This window comes from Nostoc sp. DSM 114160 (assembly GCF_053470305.1).
Genome location: NZ_JBPFGO010000001.1, coordinates 2268846 through 2286711 on the forward strand (window position 1 = coordinate 2268846; position 17866 = coordinate 2286711).

Here is a 17866-nt window from a genome sequence, read left to right on the forward strand (position 1 = left end):
TCCCAAGTTTTCATGCTATTGAACAATCAAAGCGGCGTAATCCAATAAGTAATGCCTCTAATAGCTTGTTTTTTAAACCCAAACAAAGGTAAATTATCTTCAGATAAACCCACATAAGTCCAATGGGGAGTATCATTTTCTACAGTTTGAAACCAACCATTTTGATTAAGAGCTTTTCTCTGTTCTTTACTACCTACGCGTAAATCAATGGCTAATCCCCAGAGATGTTGTGAAGTTCCGGGAGGTGCAACTAAACCGAGAATTTTTGTTTCTTTACCTTGTTGAACTTTTGCTAAAACTCGATCGTTAGCATACTTGTGCCAAAATCTTAAATTCGTGTTGAAAGTGCGAGTGCAATCACCAGAGCCATAACCAGATTTTAGCGGAATTTGTTGTTGGACTCGCGCTTTATTTAAAGCATCAGCCGCCGATTTTTGTAAATAACAGTCGTTAGTGCCATCAACATGACCCATTGTTAAAGTAGCTTGAAACTCTTGGGTTTCTTGTTCATTAGCAAAAATATCTTTTGGCGGTAGTTTAATCCCAACATCGGGATTTACGAATACTGCACCATAGCTTCGCAGCAAAGTATATTCATAAGTACCGGGCTGGGGAATTGTGGCTAATTTTCTAGCGATCGCAGATAAAAAACGCTGTTTAGCATCTAATTTGGGATCGGGAATAAATGGTTCCGATCTTGTATTTTTATAGGTATCTATACAAGGTAATGAATTATTAATCAAGCATTCTTGTAATGGTTGAGCAGTTATAGCAACTTTGTGGTGGGTAATCTCATTGCTAGCTACTAATACAAAAATCATCAATATAACGATACTGATGAAACTTGTCTTTCTAATAAACCTATTAATATTTCTTTGATTTTTGAGGGTAAGTTTCATTCTCAATAATTACTTAGTGATTCAAGAATATAATTGATATTTTTTAGGCGGCATTGATTATTGATAACTTAAAATCACAGATAGTTTATCGGCATTGAACTATCGGATAATCCAAATTCGAGAAAATATCTAATATATACCAGTGATAAATTAATTGGTGCTGGGTTAACGCTTTGAACAATAACTGCGATCGCCAAACCGGAATGTTGTCACAAATTTTAAAAAATGATATTTTTTACTTTCTCTAAAGTTAAAAAATGAAATCCTGCCTTTAAGTGAGTACTAGTAAGTTTGATAACTTTTTTATTAGAAAGTTACATCCATGAAACCACTGGAACAGTTAAAATTGAAAAGAACTCTAAGCTTGCCGATCCTGTAAGTATGACCATGCACAATTCCGTTGAATTCCAAGACGCTTTTGATGTCATAGTCGTCGGTGCAGGTCACTCCGGTTGCGAAGCAGCTCTTGCCTCTGCACGCCTCGGTTGTCGTACCCTGCTATTGACGCTCAACTTGGATAAAATCGCTTGGCAACCTTGTAACCCAGCAGTAGGTGGTCCAGCTAAATCTCAGTTGACTCATGAGGTAGATGCACTCGGCGGAGAAATTGGTAAACTAGCAGACCGCACCTACTTGCAAAAACGTATCCTCAACTCTTCACGGGGGCCTGCTGTTTGGGCATTACGCGCCCAGACGGACAAGCGCGAATATGCAGCAGTGATGAAAAATGTTGTTGAGAATCAAGAAAACTTGACAATCCGCGAAAGTATGGCAACAGATTTGGTGCTGGGCGCTAATGATGAAGTCATTGGGGTTGAAACATATTTTGGTGTCGGGTTCCAATGTAAAGCAGTCATCTTGACAACCGGCACCTTCCTGGGAGGCAAAATTTGGGTTGGAAACAAATCAATGCCAGCCGGACGCGCTGGGGAATTTGCGGCTGAAGGATTGACACAAACCCTAAATCGCCTGGGATTTGAAACCGGCAGACTTAAAACTGGAACTCCAGCGCGGGTAGATAAGCGATCGGTAGATTACAGTAAAATGCTCATCCAGCCTGGAGATGAAGATGTGCGCTGGTTTAGCTTTGACCCGAATGTGTGGGTAGAACGAGAACAAATGCCTTGCTACATCACCCGCACAACCCCCGAAACCCATCGCCTGATTCAAGAAAATTTGCACCTGTCGCCAGTTTATGGCGGTTGGGTGGAAGCCAAAGGGCCGCGCTATTGTCCCAGTATCGAAGATAAGATTGTCCGCTTTGCCGACAAAGAAAGCCACCAAATCTTTATTGAACCAGAAGGAAGGGATATACCCGAACTTTATATTCAAGGGTTTTCTACAGGGTTGCCAGAAAATTTGCAACTGCAAATGTTGCGGACTCTCCCTGGTTTGGAAAAATGTGTGATGCTGCGTCCCGCCTATGCAGTGGAATATGACTATTTACCAGCAACTCAGTGTTACCCCACACTGATGACTAAAAAGATTGCCGGACTGTTTTGTGCTGGGCAGATTAACGGCACCACAGGTTATGAAGAAGCTGCTGCTCAAGGGCTGGTGGCAGGAATTAATGCCGCTCGATTTGTTCGCTCTCAAGAAATGGTTGTCTTTGCCCGCGAGCAAAGTTACATTGGGACGCTAGTTGATGACCTGTGTACAAAAGACCTACGGGAACCTTACCGGATGCTTACAAGTCGGTCAGAGTACCGATTGCTATTGCGTTCTGACAATGCCGACCAACGTCTGACACCCTTGGGAAGGGAGATTGGTTTAATTGACGATCGCCGCTGGGATATATTTACTCAAAAACAGGGTAATATCACCACAGAAAAACAAAGATTGCAAGCCATACGAGTTAAAGAACATGATGAAATTGGAATAGCGATCGCATCTGATACGCAACAAGCAATTAAAGGTTCGATTACCCTCAATGACTTGTTGCGGCGTCCAGGATTACATTACGTTGACCTCGACAGGTTCGGACTGGGAAACCCTAACCTCAACCGGGCCGAGAAAGAAGGCGCAGAAATTGACATCAAATATTCTGGTTATCTCGCTAGGCAACAAAATCAAATTGACCAAATTGCCCGCCAAGCTCACCGCCAGTTACCTAGAGATTTAGACTACACAACAATTGATACTCTTTCTAAAGAGGCACGGGAAAAGCTGACTCACATAAAACCACTTACCCTTGGTCAAGCTGCACGTATAGGTGGTGTAAACCCAGCGGATATTAACGCCTTATTATTATATCTAGAATTGCGTAGAACCAAGAGCCAGTCAGAGTTTCCAGCGTTAGCTTAACACAAGCTTGATAAAGACTGAGTATAGTAGTAGGGAGAGAGATTGGTATGATAGATGACATCAAGATTAGTAGTGGCATCATCAACAATCCCCAGATGAAAGTTGAGTTTAATACCAACACTCAATCAACTTATCTGAATCAGATGGGGGATTGGATGTTTCATTATTCAGGAGGCAGTGTTTCGACTACGCTCAACAACCAGGCAGGAGTAACCCAAGCACAACTGCATAGGATAGGCGCAAGATCGGAGGCAAAGCGGCTCCAAGCTTTGTATCTCGCTCAACACGTCTTAATACAATTCTGATTTTTAGACCGGGTAATTACCCAAAGCTGAAGTTTTTATTCATACTTATTTACTTCAGTAATAACTGCCCTCTACTTGCCTCCTCTGATAATCCTAATTTCCAGGCAGTCTCAATGAAACAAGTATCACCACCAAGTATGAAAGAGGAACTGGGGACTGGAAACTGGGAACTGGTATTTTTACTCAGCACTCAGCACTCAGCACTCAGCACTTTCAAGTCAGTAGGGGTGGCGTTTCCTCGTCCAAGCAACAACCCAGAACGTCTATGTTACAAGAAGCCAGCACCCGTCTCATAGTACCAGAACCATCAGAAGACTTAATCACCAACGAGCCTTGGTCGATAGAAAACTATGCTGATGGCCTAATGGATGAACTCTTTGCCGATATCGACTACATTCTGGATGCTAGTGGTAATCTGCCTTCTCAAACTGTTAGGCACAGTAGTCAGAACAGATCGAGCCACTTTGTTGCTGGAGTTTCCGCCCAAGCTCAACGCCAATCGCCTCCAGAATATGTGCCTCTGCAAACAGTTATGATACCACAGATTACTTGGAATCAAGGAGTACAGTCAGTTGCTCAAGATCGGCACAAGCAATTGAGTACCGTTGTATTTGACACCTCTACTGTTAAACCAGTTAGTAGAAAGCGTCAAAAAACTAGTTCGGTTTTGGGCAAGCTGCTGATTATCGGAACAACTTTAGGCGTGGCGATCGCTAGCACGATTTACTTGGTGCAGTCTGGAGTCGTATATCTTTTAAATAATAAATTGCCTGAGTCGGCGCTTCTATTGCCGCAATCGCAGTCACGGTTGCCCGTAAAAACAGAAATTGAGGCAGAGTTAGTTGACTATATGCTCCAATCGCTGGCTGTTATAGATAAGCAAGGAGCAAAAAGCAATCAAAAATCTTTCAGTCCAGGATTTTCCAGTCAGGCAAATACTAACCAAATAGCCCTTGGTCGCGAGCAAGCAACTGGTAATCTACCAGCACTTCCACTTCTAGCTAATAATACACCACCAGCCCCCAATCGTTCTGGAAGCGTTGTTGAGCGTATCTATGTCCCCGTTTATCAAGCGCCGTCACCAATGCGCTATGCCCTTCCAGCCATTCCGGGGACTCCCACACTTTTACCACAAGTTGCCAGTGCGTTACGGGTATCTCAACCTAATGTTGTGAAAACTGCCCTGAATACAGTGCGACAAGCTGCCAAGCCTGTAACTGTCAATATGTTAGCTGCGGCTGTACGAGCCGAACTCAAGCCGGTGGCAGCCAAAACTGCACCCATTACCGTGCGCCAAACACCCAAACCTCTGCCTGCATTACCAGTAGTTCCATTGCGTGCTGCACTCGCACCAGAGTCAGAACCAACTATTACTCAAGAACAAGTATATCCGGCAACTGCGATCGCAGTTGCTCCGAGTAATACCTTAGAGGGATTGCTAGAGTTGGGCAACAAATCTGCCGCTTTGTTTAAAATTGATGGCGTGACTCGCCGCATCAATATGGGTGAAAGTATCGGCTCAAGCGGTTGGACACTAGTAGATGTCAGTAATGGCGAAGCAGTCGTCCGACGTAATGGCGAAGTGCGATCGATTTATGCAGGACAGAAACTATAAATTTTTTAACTCACTATCTGGTTGAGGAGAGTTTAAAGATTAAACTCATCGATCGCCATTAACAATACTGTTACCAGAAATAATTGATTGAAATAACTCGATTGCGTCAAATAGTTCTCTATTTCTGTCGGCACTGTTAAGATTGCCTAGCCTAGCTCATGCGATCGCGCCTTAATAGTTTTAATATTATTAGCCTTATTGATAGCAAGATCGCTTTTACCTTCAGCAGACTCTAGTAACTATTGAGCAAGGATACTTTTTTGAGAATTTGCCGATTGATTTCGGTAATTTTGATACTTTCAATGCCAACTTGTGTAAATACTGTTGCTAAATCTTTATTCAAATAAGTTTCGACTAAATCATATAGTAATGACATAGTTCTGTCCTTTTAAAAAGTATTTGCATAACCCTTCTCCCAATACTGCTTTTTCTCAAAACGGACATCTAAAATTGGGTAACTCCCTGGCTTAATATCAAATTTCATTGGATTTATCTCCTTTTGTAGCTTGATAGTTACGCATTCACTACACTGTTATTAACCCAAATTTTTAGGCGTAGTCTGTTGTAGGCATCGGTCTGCTGATGATAAAAAGTAAATATTTACTGTAAATAACTGGAAATTTTGTCTAATTATCTCATAAATCAGTGAAATATTACAACGTTTAATCAATATAAGCAGAAAATCAGGTTTGTGGTGAAGAATTGGAAGACAATATTGAATTTCCCTATCTAAAGATGGTTCACAGAAATAAATTTCAATGTTACAACTATAATTTATGTTTATTATAGTTCCATTACGGTGACTATATGGAAACCTACATCTTGCTTAAACAAGATATATTGAGCTAAAAAAGTTAGTTTGCTAATTGATGTAATTCTGAAACCTTAACAACATGAAACAACCTAACTATTTTCAAAATAATTCTAAAAACTCTTTAAAAGAAAAGTATCATCTTTACAAAGGCGAAAAACTGAACTGGCTTCAAGTAACTATTCGGCTTGAAAGGTCAATTATCTCTATCATTCTTCCTTGGGTAATTTTTTGTACTATATATGGTACTTTCATCTCATTTTTAGCTCATTTAGGATTACCAATAGCATTTTCAGATTCCAGTAATATTCTTACCAATGCTGTTTTAAGCTTTAATATTGGCTTTACATTACTATTAGTCTTTCGGACGAATACAGCCCATGATAGATTTTGGGAAGGTCGTCAACTATGGGGAGCTTTAGTTAATACATCGCGTAACTTAACTCGGGGAATTGCGATAATAGTTAAAGAGAAGACACCACAGGATAAATTAGAAAAAGAAGCAATGCTTCGGTTAGTAGCTGCTTTTGCAGTTGCAATGAAGTTACATCTAAGATCGGTGCCTTTAGATACTCAGTTGGCATCATTAATGTCTGAAAAACAATATTTACACCTCCAACATAGCGATCATCCTCCACTACAAATTGCTTATTGGATAGGAGATTACTTGCAGTACCAGCATGACCGGAATTGTCTAAATGTCTATCAATTAACGACTCTACATAATTGTGTAGATGATTTAGTCGATATTTTAGGTGGTTGCGAACGCATTTTAAAAACGCCGCTGCCTTTGATATATACTATTAAACTCAGACAACTGTTATTAATTTTTTGTCTTATATTGCCTTTGGAAATTGTAAGCTTTTTAAATTGGTGGACTGGTATAGTAATGGCTTTTGTAAGTTTTACATTATTAAGTATTGAACAAATTGGCTCAGAAATCGAAGAACCTTTTGGGTTCGATCCTAATGACTTGCCTTTAAATACTATTTGCAATACAATCTCCAACAATGTTGAAGAATTAATTAGGCTTACTTCTAACAATGTTCGTTCTTATTAAATCTGTAAATAAATTTGATCGAGCAACTTTTGATGATAACGGAGAGATTTTTCCTTTATTAAAGATAGAAAATACTTGGCTGAAAAATGCGATCGCTTAATAAATAATTCGCCAAGCTTTTACCGTCCCTTTACCAATTTCGCTATCAACAGTTTGACCTCCTTCCAAAACTAGTCTGATATCTAAGTTCTCATCTGGAGCATTTTTCAAAGCAGCAGCTAATTCTTTATTGACAGCAAATGTGCCGGTTGAACCGTCTAATTGAAAAATTTTTTCTCTAACCTTAAGCAAAAATTTATCGACTTTTTTAGTCGTGACAAATCTAAGATAGTCAGGTCTGGGATACACACGATCGGCGGTGTAAAAAGAAGACATTGCTTGACCCGAATTTACTGTTACGAGTACTCGAATGCTCGAAGGAGTCCACAAACTAATAACTTGCTTTGAACCTTCACGGTACAAATAGCCACCTAAAGAATTGCGGTCGAAAACCCCAAGAAACTCCCCTTCAAAAGGGTCAACAATTCTTACGGCTTTCGACCAAGGCACATCCATATCGGGGGACAGTCCCCCCCAGCCGATTTGACCATTGGCAAATCGCTTGATGCTTGAGCAAGAATAGCTATTTGTTGAACAGTGAAAGCAGCACAATGTTGAGGGGAAATTACAGCCAAGCTAGCCCCAAAAAGAAGAACTGGAATCGTTTGCGGTAACTTCATCATAAGTCAGGGGTGTAATCTTTAAATGGTTCTTACTGCAAAACAGTTTGCCTCACTTCAACTGGTTCACCCGTCAAACTAAAAGGTCGGACTTCGGTAATTTTTACCTTCACCAACTGCCCTTTGAGTTCTTTGATGTTACCGCTAAAAAAGGTCAAACGATTACCGCCAGTGCGTCCCATTACCTGGGTTGAATCTTTAGGATTTTGGTCTTCTACTAAAACTTCTTCAATGCGTCCAAAGTAACGTTGCGATCGCTCTGCTACTTTCAAGTTTCCCAGATGATTGAGTCGTTGCAGGCGATCGCTTTTAATTTCTTCACTCAGTTGATTGTCCCACAAAGCGGCTGGTGTCCCCGGACGCGGCGAATATGCTGCTGTATTCAACATATCAAAGCCTATATCTTCTACCAGTTTCAGGGTATTTTCAAACTGTGCTTCGGTTTCCCCAGGAAAACCGACAATTACATCGGCACTAATCGAGGCATCTGGCATATACCGCCGAATGGTATCGATAATCCGGCGATATTTCTCATGGGTATAACCCCGCGACATCGCCTTTAAAAGTTCGTTATCCCCAGATTGAAAGGGAATGTGGAAGTGTTCGCACACCTTGGGTAACTCAGCACAAGCCTGAATTAATCTTTCAGTAAAATAACGGGGATGGCTAGTAGCAAATCTTAGCCTTTCAATTCCCGGTACATCATGCACGTAATAAAGCAAATCTGTAAAGTTGTGCAGATGCCTACCTTCTGGTGTGACTCCAGGTAAATCTCTGCCGTAAGCATCAATATTTTGACCGAGTAGAGTAATTTCTTTGTAACCTTGCCGTCCTAATTCTGACATTTCCGCCCGGATAGCTAACGGCGTGCGAGATTGTTCGACACCGCGCACATTGGGAACCACGCAATAGGTGCAGCGTTCGTTACAGCCGTAAATCACATTCACCCAAGCGGTCACTGTACTATCTCGTCGCGGCTGAGTGATATCTTCAATAATGTGAACTGCTTCGGTTGCGACAACTTGGTTGCCTTCAAATACTGACTCCAATAAGTCTTTCAGACGGTTGGCGTGTTGTGGCCCCATTACCAAATCTAATTCTGGCACTCGCCGCAACAGCGCTTCTCCTTCTTGCTGGGCAACACAACCAGCAACGATAAGAGTTAAATCAGGCTGCTCATGTTTACGCTTTGCTTGTCTGCCAAGATAGGAATATACCTTTTGTTCAGCATTATCCCGAATGGTGCAGGTATTGTAGAGAATCACATCTGCATGATTCGGATCTTCACACCACTCAAAGCCCATGTCTTCCAAAACGCCAGCCATGCGCTCTGAGTCAGCTTTATTCATCTGACAACCGAAAGTAGTAATGTGATATTGGCGTTTAGAAGTGGTCATGGGCAATTCTGCTGAATCAGCGTAATGTATGTCAGGTTTATTTCTATTCTATAACGCTCTTAACCGGCTTCAGGAGTGCTGAGTAACTCTTGAAAGAAACGGGCAGGTTGAAATAATTTCAATATACAAATCTAAAAAATTGACAAACTACAAGCATTAGCGGCGATCAAATTTGCCCTCTTTCTCCAGAATCTTGATGTCATCGTTGCCAAAGAAATCTCTTGCTGATAATTAGGGTATGCGAACCGAGAAAAGTAGACTGTCAAGATTGATTTGGGGGAGGGTTTGTAGAAATGCAACCACAAACCATTCCCATAATTTAATTGACGGTTACTTAATAGTAGTATTTAGTTGTCAAAAATGCTTTTTTTGGGTTTGTATGACTTACGTTTGATGTGAATTAGAAACGCTGCTGATTCCGTAGGGGTTTCTCGGTTTTGGGATTACCTATGAAATTACAAGGGTTTCAAAGCTTAATTTACATTAAACGTAACTTAGATACATGATTAATCGCGTTTGTGCAAGCCATCAAGATTTTTTTCACAATCAAGCTTAACTTAGGCGATCGCTAATTTGTCTCCAGGGGCAACAATGCCATTAGCTGTGAGACTGTTAGCTTGCTGATAAGCGATAACAGCCTTTTTAGTAGCTGGGCCAAAAATACCATCTGGCGCTCCTGGATCGAATTCTGGGTGAGTTGAGTCTTGGGCAACTTTTTTTAAAGCCTGCTGCAACTTCTTGACTTTCGGACCGATGCGACCTTCCTGAAGTGAAACAGCAGGAACGGTTAAAGCCTGGAGACGATCCAAAGCACCATTGAATCTATTCCGATCTAGATCACCTGCTATCCCAGGAAAACCTGTCTGGGTCGCCTTTGTATTGGTGGAAAGTTTGAAATTCCCACCCACCTGGAATAGTAGGAGTGTTTGTATCAAAATGTGCAATCCATAGGTCATAGTCAGCAAAACGTGAGGTTTTGATCTTATCGTCCCAAAAGCTAGGCCCAGTATAGATGATCGGTTTATAACCTGTAGCAACTTCCACCGCAGTTAAGACGTTGGTAATTTTGTTAAGCTTTTCTGTGGAACTCAAGTCATCCCAATGATCGTTCTGTCCATGATTGTAATAGTCTTGTTCAATATCTACGACTGGGGGGAGATCGCCTGGTTCTATCTCTAGGGCTTGAGCAAACATTTTTACCTGCGGGTCAACCTCCTCGGAAGGACGAAAGAAGAGATATGCCCCACGAATAATACCAGCTTTCTTTATGGCAGGCCAGTAAGAAGCAAACCGAGTATCTTGCTTATAGGTTCCGTAGTTCACTTTGGCATAAGCAAAGTGAATACCCTGACTTTTCACTTTTTCCCAATCGATATTCTCGCTGTAATCAGAAACGTCAATACCTTCAACTGACATATGTTGTCTGTCCTTGTATGTAAAAATACTTGGCTAGCTACAATGTCATATCGGCTGTTTTCGCAAATCTTCTATGCAGCAAGTAAAATCTTTACAAGTCGCAAATATCTGGATGGTGTTATAACTTAGCGGTGATGAAATTCAACTTCTGTTTCCAGAATCCTAATATCATAGTTGCCAAAGAAATCGTGACCTAGTAAGCCGATGCTTGCTTTTGGTGCGATCGCTACTTGAAGATTATTGGCTGTAACTCCACCTACTGCAATAGATTTTACCTTACTGGTTGAAAATTTTACTTCACTACCATCAGCAATTTGGGCTTGCATTGTACCTGTAGCCTGTAGTTGCAGTGTATTCGCCATATCTTGAGTGATAATGGTTCCACTAGCACCTGTATCTACAATCATTTCAAAGGTTTTTTTGTCGTTGAAGGTGACATCAATCACAGGAGTTCCACCAAAACGGCGTTTAATTGAGACTCGAAAAACTTTATTGTCTGAAGGTGTGGCTATGATATTGCCACAAATTCTTCCCAATCCAACGGTTTTACCAGAAGAAGTTATCATGTAACACGCTCCTGGATCGTCTGCTGTTGCCCGATGAGAGAATGCTAAAAATATCAGCGTCGGCATTAGTGCAATTGCAGCTAGATTAACGGTTGTAATCCAACGCCTCCAAGCATTCTTCATGTTATACTGCGCTCCAATTTTTGTGATTACTCTTAATAGCTAAACTCATCATGGCGCCTGTAAAACATGGTGTTAAATAACAAGTTTTTCAGATAAAGATTCAAATTATATCGGTTTAAATAGACATTTATAACAACTTTTTTAGTTTTAAATTAATTAATTTTTTATATATGTATAGGAATCCGGTTTGATTTCTGAAAAAAATCCGTACACTTATAATCCTCTTCTTCACTATTGCCTATTGCCTGTTCCCTGCCTCTACGAGTAATTTCAAAAATAAAATACTAGTTCTATATATCAAAAATATGAAATTGCATCTTACTCAATACATCTTACATATAATTACTGATTGGTAAATTAAAGATTAGGTAAAGACATGATAAAAATATTTAGAGCAGATTAAATCTGACATACTAAGAAGTTGGATAAGATAAATTTGTTAACTTACTCAAAGGTTGCTACTGCATTTACAGCAGTTGCAATCGCATTTTTAACAGCAATATCTTTTTGTTCTAAGATGATATTTTCACTATCAGTACGCGAAGCAACTACACCGCAAACAGCAGCAGCCGCAAAATTATACACACCTGCCATTTTAAATAGCGTGCCGCATTCCATCTCATAATTCAAGATATTCAAGCGCTGATATTCTTCTGTAATGCCATGCAGCGATCGCATTAAATTTGGATTAGCTGAATCAGTGCGTTCTTGTCCTTCGTAAAAAGTATCAACTGATGCCGTAATTCCGATGTAATGTTCAACCTTTAATTCTCGTGCGGCTTTAACTAAAGCGACTGTCAGAAACGGATCGGCTGCGGCTGGATATTCCACAGGTGCAATGTCATTCGCTGCACCTTGGCGACATAATGCTGCACTGCTAATAACAACACTACCGACTGGTATATAAGGTTGGATCGATCCGCAAGTTCCAATGCGAATAATTTGCCGGATTCCTACTTGGATTAACTCATTCACCACAATACTTAATGAAGGTGCGCCCATACCACTAGTAGCTGATAAGATGCTGCGACCATTAGGTAAGTATCCCATGTAACTACTGAGTCCGCGATTTTCTGACAATAGACGGACATCTTGGAAATAAGTTTGGGCAATTAGATGCGATCGCTCTGGATCGCCAGATAATAAAGCAATGCTAGGAGGCGATGAACCTAAATCGTCTTGTCCAAAGCCAATGTGATAAAAGCGTTGATTTGGCATTAAATTTTAGATTTTGGATTATCTTATCTACGAACCGTTTTTACCTCTCCATGTCAGATGCCATTGGTCATATAAATAAAACGGTGGAATAATCTTTTGGCGAATTTCTGCCATTTCTTCGGAGCGGTCAATACTTTGCATCAGATAACCATTCTCAAAGATAAGTTCATGAACTTCCTCATATTTATAAGCAGATTGAAAGCCAAGATGAACATATAGGTTATTAATAAAATTATTACCTGCTAATAAGCTTCCTGTAAATTCCACCAGATGATTGAGATCGTCATAAATAGCACTAGGATGGCCTACATGTGTATGTCGAAGAGAAGGGAAGACACCTATAAAATCTCTACCTCTACCTCTACCGTGTTTTATCATAAGTTTTTCTTTGAGGCTGAGAGAGATAATTAATTCTTTTAAGTAAAGGGTCTCTTCTATTACCTTATAAGTACAACAATAGCCTCGCCAACAAGCTGTTGTACCACATTGAGGAGAAAAACCGTGTTGCGTTGGCTCAAATAATCCCACGCCATCAACACCTGCAATACAGAATATTTGACTTTTATAAATTAATTGATCGCTAATTTGACCAGTCATTTTTTTCTTATAAATTTAAAGGAAGCCACTTGCTCCATGTGGGGATACTGTAAGTGGAGCAGTTGGCGTAAATTAAGAGGGAATGTGCGAAGCACACCAAGTTTCAGATTTTAAATGCGTAAGTCCTGCTTTACCTAAAATCTCCTCCTTCCCATATCTGAAGTTGTCTTTCAGCCGCAACTATGCAATTGAGATACTTGGGTGGATAGAGGAAATGATCGTAAGCTAATGCCATTTGTCTAGCAGCTTCAGTATATGGCACTCGTCCTATTCCTGTACCCAATCCAGGACAGGCAATGGTGTTAATTTTTTGGCTAGCGTGTTGGTTATGCTGGCGAACTGTCAGCAACATTGCCCACATTGCAATATAAGGAATATCTGTCCCAGCAATAATCATGGGAACTCGCATCGTAGGTGTATGAGCCAAAAAAGGATGCTTGTGATGACCTGTTTCCACAATCATTGATGTTCCCACAGGCTGTTCGCCCAAATAATCCTCAAGAATGCGCTGCTGGACTCTTGCCATTAAGGGAGGGCCGAAAAAACGGATAATTGCCGCATCTATTCCACCATCCATCATGCCGAAAGAGTTAGCAGGGCTGACCATACAATCAAAATCTGGCAACCACTCGAAATAGTCATTCACTATTTCTACATTGGGTAAGTAATTAAAATTCTGTTGAAAGGCTGCACACAACAAAGAGTCAGGAGCTACCAATATCAATTTCAAGCTTTTATTTCCTCCGCTTGAATACCTATTTTAAACGTCAGCTAGGGCAACAATCAACGGTTTTTGTGTATTATCAGCCTTGTCTTTTAAATATACTACATATATAATACAAAATATAGCACCACATAACTGGTGGCTGTTTGTCGCTTGAACAAAAGGAAATTTTATGATTCCCCGAACACGCATCCGAAATATTGGTATCTCTGCCCACATCGACTCTGGTAAAACTACGCTGTCAGAGCGAATTCTCTTCTACACGGGCAGAATCCACGCTATTGAGGAAGTGCGGGGAGGCGGTAAGGGTGCAACGATGGATTTTATGCCAGAAGAAAAGCTGCATGGTATAACCATCACTTCTGCTGCTACAACCTGCCAGTGGCACGATACTCAAATTAACCTGATTGATACACCTGGACACGTAGATTTCACAATAGAAGTGGAACGCGCCCTGCGGGTGTTGGATGGGGCGGTGATGGTGCTGTGTGCTGTGGCGGGTGTACAGTCCCAGTCCATTACGGTGGATCGGCAAATGAAGCGCTACCGTGTGCCGCGTTTGGCGTTCATCAACAAAATGGATCGGACGGGGGCAGATCCATTCCGTGTAGTACAGGGAATACGCGATCGCTTGCAACTAAATGCAATGTTGCTCCAGTATCCTATCGGCAGTGAAGACCAATTCCAGGGAGCGATTGACCTGGTAGAAATGACTGCTGACTACTTTGAGGGTGAAAACGGCGAAAACCATATCAAAAAGTCAATTCCCGAAGCTCTTAAAGATGAGGCACAACAGGCACGGGAGAAACTACTAGATGCTTTGTCGTTGTTCTCAGAACCAATGACAGAGATGTTACTGGCGGGTGAGGAGATTCCCAAAGCATTAATTTGGGAAACCATTCGACAAGCAACCTTGAGTCTAGAATTCACACCTGTACTGCTGGGTTCGGCATTCAAAAATAAAGGAGTGCAAAACTTATTGGATGCAGTTGTACTCTATCTACCATCTCCCATAGATAGAGAAGTGGTCAAAACCGCAAATTCGGTGAGTGTCTACCCTAACCCTGATGCTTCCTTGGTGGCATTGGCATTTAAACTCACCGTTGAATCCTTTGGGCAGTTGACCCTATACGCGGATTTACTCTGGGACGCTCAAACCAGGCGATACCGTCTACAATTCGCGGACTGAACAACGAGTGCAAATCGGTCGCTTGGTGAGAATGCACGCCAATAAGCGAGAAGAGGTAAAAGTTGCGGTAGCAGGGGATATTGTGGCTCTGTTGGGTGTGGATTGTGCTTCTGGTGATACATTCTGTTCTAAGGAACCACTGGTATCTCTAGAGAAGATGTTTGTACCGGAACCAGTGATTACGCTGGCGATTACGCCCAAGAAACAGGAAGATAGCGATCGCCTTTCCAAGGCACTCAATCGCTTTCAAAGGGAAGATCCCACTTTCCGCTTAAGTATAGATCCTGAATCAGGCGCAACTCTGATTTCTGGGATGGGCGAACTCCACTTAGAAATCTATCTCGAACGCATTCAACGGGAATATAATGCCGAGGTTTACGTTGGTAATCCTGCCGTGGCGTACCGAGAAACCATTAGGCAACAAGCTACTTTTGACTACCGATTCAAGAAACAGTCAGGCGGCCCTGGTCAGTACGCCCATATTACTGGGTGGATTGAACCCACAGATCAGCCGTTTGTCTTCGAGAATCGGGTGGTTGGGGGTGCGATTCCTAAAGAATATATCCCTGCGTGCGAGAAAGGTTTCCGTGAGGCGATGCAATCAGGACAGCTGGAAGGCTATCCGGTAACTGGGGTGAAAGTCGTTTTGGATGGTGGTTCTTATCACCCAATTGACTCTTCAGAACTGGCTTTTCGGTCAGCTTCCCATCAAGCAATTGAAGGTGCGATCGCCAAAGCCAAACCCTACATCCTCGAACCCATTATGCTTGTAGAGGTGGAAACACCCAACGAGTTTATGGGAAGGGTTCAAGGTGACTTATCCTCGCGTCGCGGTTTGTTGTTGGGTTCTGAGACAATGCAGGGATACACGGTGATTCGGGCAGAAGTAGCGCTGGCGCGAATGTTTGGGTATTCTACAGAATTGCGATCGCTTACTTCTGGGATGGCTACTTTTTCAATGGAGTTTGCCTGCTATCGTCAGTCTTGAAGCCACATTAGCAATTAGTATCTCCAGCTTATCCGTATCAAAAGTTTTAGATCCCTCAAAATCTCCCTTAAAAAGGGAGATTTTGATTTTGGTTCCCCTCTTTTTAAGGCTAGGGGGGATCTAAAAGTGCCTAAAGTCACAGCTAAATACTTGTTCATTCAACCTCTAAGAGGGTGTTTGAAAAGTTGTGAAGAGACTTAAATTTATGCCAATAGAGAGATGTTTTTTTAATACTAAATACTTATTTATTAAGTCTCCTTGCAATCAAAGCGATTTTTGCAATTGTATAGAAATTTTTACTTCGCTAAGTCGTCAGTAGTTTATCATAATCTAAATAAGTATATCTAAGGGAAGAAATAATCTTAGTGTATGTTTTTAGTAATTAATTTTTATCATAATACTGTTAGCCTTATGATTTACAATTTATAACAATTTTGTCCAGATTAATTAGAAAATAATATCTGTGAGACAAAATTGATTTTTATATCAAAAAATCTATGGCGATCGCCTTAATTTTGTCATCATAAATAATTAAAATGGTAAAACCAGAAATAGTCGATCGTATAACAAAAGAAAGAATAATACCAAGAATTGAATGGATTGATTGTTGGAAAGGTCTTGCCATAATTACAGTTGTTGTAGGACATATAGTCAACCCAGTATCGAAATATATTTACTGGTTCCATATGCCGCTTTTTTTCTTTATCAGTGGATATCTTTATAGAGAAAAAACTGACTACTCTGCTTTTTTTAAGAAAAAAACATTTCATCTTTTAGTACCCTATTTTTCATTTCTTTTTTTATTTACTTTGCTTCAGTATTTACCATTGATAATGGACAGCTTGCAGCAAAAAAAATTATTGGCGATAGATAAACTTATAATACCTATATTGATAATAATTTGGAAACAATTGTATGGTGGAGCGAATCTGGTGCTTTGGTTTGGTGTATTTTGGTTTGTAACTTGTTTATTTTTTACGCAGCAGTTATATAACCTGCTCTATATAAAGTTTGGCTCTAATAATTGGCTGATGATAAAAATCATTCTTGGCTGTTATTGTTTAGCAATGATTAATTATTACTTCTTTAAAAATATTATTTTTCCTTGGAATATTAATGTAGTGGCAATGGCACTTCCATTTTACTGGTTAGGACACATAGCAGCTAAATCATTATTAATTAATTGGAGGACATTGATATTAGGAATAATAATATTTTTGGCTGCCTTTTTACTAGATACTGGGTCTATACTGTATTTTAATTTTAATATGAAAAATACCACTTATGGTGTATTAATTTTTAATGTAGTCATAGCTTTGTCTGGTATTATTATTACACAGCAATTGGCGGTATTACTTCATAATAAATCTTATATAGGAAATGCCCTACGTGAACTTGGTAGTGCTTCTATGCTCATTATGTATTTGCATCAGCCAATACAAATAACTATGAAAAATTACCCAATATTGGCATCTGAAGGAATTAGAGTGATAGGTGCATTATTGATTTCATATATTATCTACAAAATTATCATCAATTATTCAATTATGCGTCAGTTGTTCTTGGGTGATTTTTCAACTTATGCAGTAGTGGAAACTCTGAAAAACTCAAAAGTATAAGTTTGCATCTAATATTTTTCAGTTAAGGATTAAAGTGTGATAGCAGGCTCGTTGTTAGCTCGACTTTATCCATTTTTTTTCGCAACGCGATCGCTCTTAGTAAAATGTGCCATCCTATTTACAAATGATAATAACCAAGCAGCACAAGCCGTTTATCAACAAATTGGCTTTTTGCCTACTGACGAGAAGTATGGCTTAGTGCTATTTGAAGAGACTCAGGCTTGAGAAATATTGGGGTAAACGTTGGAGGCGCAACACTTACACCCTACTATCTATTTATATTTTCCTTCTTCTGGATTTGCTAGAATTTATTTTG

At 40.4% G+C, this 17866-nt stretch carries 18 protein-coding genes and 1 pseudogene; 8 read left to right on the plus strand and 11 right to left on the minus strand.

The genetic code is table 11. The features are described from left to right. Positions 1-26: 26 nt before the first annotated feature. Positions 27-899 (minus strand): D-alanyl-D-alanine carboxypeptidase family protein, encoded by an 873-nt coding sequence (locus NSTCB13_RS10275; protein ID WP_448272244.1) that lies wholly within the window; start codon positions 897-899, stop codon positions 27-29. A gap of 381 nt (positions 900-1280) precedes the next feature. Here NSTCB13_RS10275 and mnmG point away from each other — a divergent pair, with 381 nt between their 5' ends. The 4 genes from mnmG to NSTCB13_RS10295 all read left to right on the plus strand — a co-directional run bounded on the left by mnmG (position 1281) and on the right by NSTCB13_RS10295 (position 5123). After that, entirely contained in the window at positions 1281-3203 is a 1923-nt protein-coding gene (gene mnmG, locus NSTCB13_RS10280) for a tRNA uridine-5-carboxymethylaminomethyl(34) synthesis enzyme MnmG (protein ID WP_448273171.1), read from the plus strand. Between the two features lie 47 nt (positions 3204-3250). After that, positions 3251-3508, plus strand: coding sequence for a hypothetical protein (locus NSTCB13_RS10285; RefSeq protein ID WP_448272246.1), 258 nt, complete (start codon positions 3251-3253; stop codon positions 3506-3508). Positions 3509-3621: 113 nt separating this feature from the next. Then, the gene (locus NSTCB13_RS10290; protein ID WP_445629470.1) at positions 3622-3804 is read left to right on the plus strand and encodes a hypothetical protein; all 183 of its coding nucleotides are present in this window, start codon (positions 3622-3624) and stop codon (positions 3802-3804) included. Continuing rightward, positions 3774-5123 (plus strand): hypothetical protein, encoded by a 1350-nt coding sequence (locus NSTCB13_RS10295; protein WP_448272248.1) that lies wholly within the window; start codon positions 3774-3776, stop codon positions 5121-5123. Before NSTCB13_RS10290 ends, NSTCB13_RS10295 begins: the two co-directional genes overlap by 31 nt. Before the next feature lie 232 nt (positions 5124-5355). Here NSTCB13_RS10295 and NSTCB13_RS10300 read toward each other — a convergent pair whose 3' ends face one another. Continuing rightward, on the minus strand, positions 5356-5499 hold the full coding sequence (locus NSTCB13_RS10300; RefSeq protein WP_448272249.1) for a hypothetical protein: 144 nt from the start codon (positions 5497-5499) through the stop codon (positions 5356-5358). Between the two features lie 517 nt (positions 5500-6016). On the opposite strand from NSTCB13_RS10300, the gene NSTCB13_RS10305 reads away from it, so the two are divergent. Beyond that, positions 6017-6994 carry a bestrophin family protein gene (locus NSTCB13_RS10305; protein WP_448269661.1) on the plus strand — a complete coding sequence of 326 codons (978 nt, stop codon included), beginning with the start codon at positions 6017-6019 and terminating at the stop codon, positions 6992-6994. Positions 6995-7090: 96 nt separating this feature from the next. Here the strand turns inward: NSTCB13_RS10305 and NSTCB13_RS10310 are convergent, their stop codons facing one another. From NSTCB13_RS10310 to NSTCB13_RS10350, 9 genes are all read right to left on the minus strand, one after another. Next, positions 7091-7543: a hypothetical protein gene (locus tag NSTCB13_RS10310; protein WP_448272250.1), complete on the minus strand. Its 453-nt coding sequence runs from the start codon at positions 7541-7543 to the stop codon at positions 7091-7093. Continuing rightward, on the minus strand, positions 7522-7716 hold the full coding sequence (locus NSTCB13_RS10315; RefSeq protein WP_448272251.1) for a hypothetical protein: 195 nt from the start codon (positions 7714-7716) through the stop codon (positions 7522-7524). The genes NSTCB13_RS10310 and NSTCB13_RS10315 overlap by 22 nt, the downstream gene beginning before the upstream one ends. Before the next feature lie 29 nt (positions 7717-7745). Beyond that, positions 7746-9110: a tRNA (N6-isopentenyl adenosine(37)-C2)-methylthiotransferase MiaB gene (miaB, locus tag NSTCB13_RS10320; RefSeq protein WP_448272253.1), complete on the minus strand. Its 1365-nt coding sequence runs from the start codon at positions 9108-9110 to the stop codon at positions 7746-7748. 557 nt (positions 9111-9667) lie between these two features. Then, entirely contained in the window at positions 9668-9919 is a 252-nt protein-coding gene (locus NSTCB13_RS10325; protein ID WP_448272255.1) for a peptidoglycan-binding domain-containing protein, read from the minus strand. Between the two features lie 28 nt (positions 9920-9947). Beyond that, positions 9948-10526, minus strand: coding sequence for a glycoside hydrolase family 25 protein (locus NSTCB13_RS10330; protein ID WP_448272256.1), 579 nt, complete (start codon positions 10524-10526; stop codon positions 9948-9950). Between the two features lie 125 nt (positions 10527-10651). Next, on the minus strand, positions 10652-11215 hold the full coding sequence (locus NSTCB13_RS10335) for a retropepsin-like aspartic protease family protein (RefSeq protein WP_448272258.1): 564 nt from the start codon (positions 11213-11215) through the stop codon (positions 10652-10654). Between the two features lie 444 nt (positions 11216-11659). Next, complete coding sequence (locus tag NSTCB13_RS10340; RefSeq protein WP_448272259.1) at positions 11660-12433, minus strand: nucleoside phosphorylase; 774 nt, start codon at positions 12431-12433, stop codon at positions 11660-11662. Between the two features lie 27 nt (positions 12434-12460). Beyond that, complete coding sequence (locus tag NSTCB13_RS10345; RefSeq protein ID WP_448272260.1) at positions 12461-13030, minus strand: hypothetical protein; 570 nt, start codon at positions 13028-13030, stop codon at positions 12461-12463. Between the two features lie 130 nt (positions 13031-13160). Then, positions 13161-13760 carry a macro domain-containing protein gene (locus tag NSTCB13_RS10350; protein ID WP_448269670.1) on the minus strand — a complete coding sequence of 200 codons (600 nt, stop codon included), beginning with the start codon at positions 13758-13760 and terminating at the stop codon, positions 13161-13163. Between the two features lie 166 nt (positions 13761-13926). On the opposite strand from NSTCB13_RS10350, the pseudogene fusA reads away from it, so the two are divergent. The 3 genes and pseudogenes from fusA to NSTCB13_RS10365 all read left to right on the plus strand — a co-directional run bounded on the left by fusA (position 13927) and on the right by NSTCB13_RS10365 (position 17775). Next, positions 13927-15931, plus strand: a pseudogene (gene fusA, locus NSTCB13_RS10355) (elongation factor G). A 536-nt stretch (positions 15932-16467) separates the two neighbouring features. Continuing rightward, entirely contained in the window at positions 16468-17550 is a 1083-nt protein-coding gene (locus NSTCB13_RS10360) for an acyltransferase family protein (RefSeq protein ID WP_448272261.1), read from the plus strand. Positions 17551-17586: 36 nt separating this feature from the next. After that, positions 17587-17775 carry a GNAT family N-acetyltransferase gene (locus tag NSTCB13_RS10365; RefSeq protein ID WP_448272263.1) on the plus strand — a complete coding sequence of 63 codons (189 nt, stop codon included), beginning with the start codon at positions 17587-17589 and terminating at the stop codon, positions 17773-17775. Positions 17776-17866 lie beyond the last annotated feature (91 nt).